The sequence below is a fragment of the Acetomicrobium mobile genome (assembly GCF_937920065.1).
Genome location: NZ_CALETC010000123.1, coordinates 1 through 4,514, shown reverse-complemented (window position 1 = coordinate 4,514; position 4,514 = coordinate 1). Strand labels below are relative to the sequence as shown.

The window sequence follows — 4,514 nt, the reverse complement described above, 5'->3', positions numbered from 1 at the left end:
ACGTGTTTGCCTATTTAATAGGTGAAGAGATAGTTAACTTCCAAGTCATCCTTGGTGGGATGATAGTATTCGCAGGGGTAGTGCTTACCGAGCTTGAAACCTTTATCATGAAAAAAATCCATCGCCTTTCTTATGGCAATACCGTTAGTAAAGCAACCCAGAATGATGGCACTGACACGTATGATGTTAACACCCATCATGCTGAGTAAAAAGTTTCGTGAAATACAGAATTCGGAAGAAATCTCATTCCTTTGCTAAGATTTGTTCATTCGAAATTGTACCTACGAAAAGCCTTTTAGATCTTTGCTCCGCGAGGTTGAATATTCCCTTTAGCTAAAATTTGATTCTACTTTAAAAAACTACATTCGTGCACAATATCTTCTGTTCCTAAATGCTTCATAGGGCAATATTTACATCAGCAGTGCAAATTAATTCGCTTAAATCTACATTACTTATTCTTAACCCGGGCTCTTTTGACGCAATGAATCATTAATCGTTGTTTATTTGACAGGGAGTCGGCATAATCTCTTGACCTTCGTGGGCGATTGTCTTAAACAACCTGCCTGAAACAAATTTAAACCTCACCTGAACACTATTTTATATTAAAAATCTAATGATCGATATTGACATTGCCTTCTTAATAATATATTCTTCTCATAAGAACAATGTTCATTAAGGAAGAACCAGGAGGGTGCCCGGTGCAACGTGAAGGAAAAGACTCTCAGTCACTACGACGTGCTTTAAGGTTGTTATCTTGTTTTACTTTTGAAAAACCCGAGTGGGGCGTCACGGAGCTTGCGGTGGCATTAAAGGAACATAAAAGTGTCGTGCACAGGATCCTTACGACCCTCCTCAATAACGAATTCCTGCGACAAGACTCAATTAGCAAGAAATATCGTCTTGGAATAAGGTTTTTTGAATTGGGGATGGTTGTTGCTGAAGACATGCAGTTAAGAAAAGTTGCTAATCCGGTCATGGTTGAACTTCACGAAAAAACAGGTGAAACAGTGATGTTGCTTATTGAAGATGAAGGGGAATGTTTGTGCATTGACAAAGTTCAAAGCCAAGAGGGAATACAGTGCACCTCCCGCATTGGGAAAAGAACGCCCCTCCATGCCGGGTTTTCTAAGGTGTTGTTGGCATACCTTCCGGAACCAAAAATAAAAGAGATCATTAAAAAGGACCTACAAAAGTTTACCGATCGCACAGTAACGGATCCGACCTTATTACTGGAACAGCTTAGCGACATAAGAAAAAATGGCTACGTAGTAACCTGCGGGGAAGTGGATAAAGGATCTATGTGTGTTGGTGTTCCTCTCCGGGGTTATTCGGGTACTGTCATTGGCGCCTTAAGCGTCGTCGGTCCGGAATTCAGAATGCGTCCGAAAATATCTGAAATATTGGCTCTTGCCTTAGGGTCAGCCCAAAAGATATCCCGTCACATGGGATATAACAGTAATTTGAATGGCGAGAATGGTGGTGGTCAATTGAAAGTATCATGTTAAAAAGATTTGATCGATTTACATTCTACAACAAGAAGGGGAGGGCGTAAGATGTATTATGTAGTCGAAAAAATCAAAAAAGAATTCAAAATTTACATTACAGCTATTATTTTAGTCGTTATATCAGAATGTATCGGGACAATAAGCTTTCAGGTAGGTTGGGGGAAGATTGTTTTGTTTCCCATGTTGTTTGCCTTAATCATAGCGGTTTTATTAGGCCCAGATCTCATCGGTTACTTTAAATTAGAAGAATGCAAAACCGCATCAGCTTTGGTGCTTGTAGCAATTACTCCTTTCATGGCAAAGTTAGGAATTTTGGCAGGGGGCAATATTCCTAAATTGGTAGCCTTGGGACCAGCCTTGATTTTACAAGAATTTGGCAACTTGGGAACCATGTTTTTGTCAATACCCGTCGCTCTTTTGTTGGGAATGAAACGGGAGGCAATAGGGGCATGTTATTCAATAAACAGAGAAACTAATTTGGGTTTATCCATCCACGTTTTCGGGCCAGATTCTCCGGAGACGCGAGGAACTTTTGCTATATACATAATAGGCAGCGTTATAGGTACGGTTTACATGGGTTTTCTAGCCAGTTTAATGGCATCAACTAAACTCTTTCATCCGTGGGCTTTAGGAATGGCATCGGGCGTGGGAAGCGGGAGTATGATGGCTGCCGCTACAGCCACTTTGGCGAACATATATCCCGAATATGCTAACGACATATTTATGCTTGGAGGGGCTAGTGACATGCTTACAGGCATCGATGGGATCTATATGGGAATGTTTGTTGCTATTCCTCTTGCCCTAAAGTTATATGATTGGCTTGCGCCTAAATTAGGTTCCCAAAAACAATAAAAAAGGGGGGTGGACGTTATTATGAAATATAGAGATTGGCTTCTTATCCTTTTTGTAACATCTGTAATTATGGCAATTTCAAATCTCATTGGTTATAAAACTTCGATCATTGAATCCATACCGGGCGTCGTTATTCTGTGTGGTATTGCATTGCTAGGACAATTTTTAAGCCAAATAATACCAGTAAAGTTACCCATGATCTTATATGTTACGACCTTGGGATTAATTTTGGCCAGCCCGATTTCTCCGATATCCGATATAGTGCTTCAGTATACTAATAAAATAGCCTTCATGGCTCCCGTTACGGTGGTTGGCGCTGTTACGGGAATATCTATTGGGAAAGATTACGTCGAGTTCAAGCGAGTAGGCTGGAAATTTTTGGTCATAGGCCTGTTGGTAATTACAGGAACTTTTATCGGTTCAGCAATAGTAGCACATATGGTATTAAAAGTAACAGGGCGAATATAGGGTTCATTGAAAAGTGAGAACTTAGTTAGGAGGCCTTAAAATTGAAGTGCGATATTTTAATCACGGATGGTTCGATATTAACTCCTGACTTCGGCGTGACGAATGACGTCTCTATAGCCATAAACGATACCAGGATAGTCGAGATAGGAAACAGCGAAAAGTTAAAGGCAAAATGCGAGCCCAAAGAAGTGATATCGGGTCGCAATAAGCTTGTCATGCCGGGGTTAGTTGATGGCCATATCCATTGCTGTCAGCAACTTTTGAGGGGACGTGTCATGGATGAATACCCCATGGTATGGGCCAGAATATTGGTGCCCTTTGAATCCAGTTTGAACGAGGAAGACGTGTATTACAGCGCGAAGCTGAGCTGCCTTGAGATGATAAAGTCAGGCACGACCACTTTTGCGGATTCGGGCGGAGTGCACATGCACAAGGTCGCAGAGGCCGCCATAGAAAGCGGAATGAGGGCAGCGATTGCCAGGTCAACAATGGACACGGGAGCATTCATCCCTACATCTATGAAAGACTCTCCTGAAGAAGCAATATCGAAGACGGAGACGTTGTACAGGGAGTATAACGGCGAGGGCGATGGTCGCATCAGGATTTGGTTTGCCATCCGACAAGTCATGACCTGTACAAAAGATCTCATTGCCATGGTAGCCGAAAAGGCCAAAGAACTTCACACGGGCGTGCACGCCCATTTGGCAGAACATAAGGATGAAGTAAGTTTTTGTCTGCAAAATTACAAGAAAAGGCCGCCTGAGTTCTTGGATAGTGTCGGGTTGCTCGGACCAAACTTACTGACGGCACACAATGTCTTGCTTTCCGAAGGCGATATTACGCTGCTCAAAGAAAAAGACGTCAAGCTCGTTCACTGTCCGCGCAGCAACTTCGGTAGCCACGGTTTCCCGAAGACGCCGAGGATGCTAGAGGTCGGGCTTTCCGTGGGATTGGGAAGTGACGGGGCAGCAGGGTCAAGCTTGAGCTTATTTGATGAAATAAAGGTGTTTCGTTCAGGGATACATGCCTTTTGGGGATTGCCGGTGTTTGATCCTGTCGTATTAAAGGCAACAGAGTTACTGAAGATGGTGACGCTTGGCGGTGCGAGGGCATTGCTTTTGGACGACGAAATAGGCACGATTGAAGTTGGTAAAAAAGCCGACTTGATACTGATCGATTTGGACCAGCCACATCTTACTCCGACGCATAACCTGATCAATACCATAGTGGAAGGAGCCACGGGCAAAGATGTGGTAGATTCGGTCATCGACGGGAAGGTCGTGATGAAAGACAGGGAAGTAAATACTTTGGATGAGGATAAGATCATACATGAATGCCAGCAAAGGATGATCGCGATTTCAAAGCGTGCCGGCATTTAAACTAAGAAAAACCGAAAGGAACTTATATTAGATAAAAGTAGTTTTACTTTAAAAGCAAATTTATTTAATGACAATAAGTTCAGTACTATGCGACAAATAAACGATTCGACCTCTATGCACCTTTGGGGAAGATTAATAGTGATCAAGATAGCTTGACACATAAGGAGGCATATGGTTTATGTCTTGCTATTATTTGAGATGTTGTTCTTATTATCGACTGCTTGCCATGCCGAGGAAGAGAAAATGAAAAGGCCAAGGGCCAGAGATATAGGCATAAATATTGGCATCTTCTTACCGGGAGAGTTTAATG

The 4,514-nt window shown here is 42.4% G+C and carries 4 protein-coding genes and 1 pseudogene; all 5 read left to right on the top strand.

Translation table 11 applies throughout. The annotated features are described in order from the left end of the window. Nucleotides 1–209 (top strand): annotated as a pseudogene (locus Q7P41_RS05235) (hypothetical protein); the annotation flags it as partial. 489 nt (nucleotides 210–698) lie between these two features. Beyond that, nucleotides 699–1,505, top strand: a complete 807-nt coding sequence (locus Q7P41_RS05230; RefSeq protein ID WP_303882720.1) for an IclR family transcriptional regulator — start codon at nucleotides 699–701, stop codon at nucleotides 1,503–1,505. A 48-nt stretch (nucleotides 1,506–1,553) separates the two neighbouring features. Further along, nucleotides 1,554–2,357, top strand: coding sequence for a DUF3100 domain-containing protein (locus tag Q7P41_RS05225; protein ID WP_303882719.1), 804 nt, complete (start codon nucleotides 1,554–1,556; stop codon nucleotides 2,355–2,357). A 21-nt stretch (nucleotides 2,358–2,378) separates the two neighbouring features. Further along, entirely contained in the window at nucleotides 2,379–2,825 is a 447-nt protein-coding gene (locus tag Q7P41_RS05220; RefSeq protein WP_303882718.1) for a hypothetical protein, read from the top strand. 41 nt (nucleotides 2,826–2,866) lie between these two features. Then, on the top strand, nucleotides 2,867–4,204 hold the full coding sequence (locus Q7P41_RS05215) for an amidohydrolase (RefSeq protein ID WP_303882717.1): 1,338 nt from the start codon (nucleotides 2,867–2,869) through the stop codon (nucleotides 4,202–4,204). Nucleotides 4,205–4,514: the final 310 nt, after the last annotated feature.

Bases quoted from the DNA above. Each gene is read 5' to 3' on its own strand.
- Q7P41_RS05225 (WP_303882719.1), top strand. From the start codon at position 1,554: ATGTATTATGTAGTCGAAAAAATCAAAAAAGAATTCAAAATTTACATT.
- Q7P41_RS05220 (WP_303882718.1), top strand. From the start codon at position 2,379: ATGAAATATAGAGATTGGCTTCTTATCCTTTTTGTAACATCTGTAATT.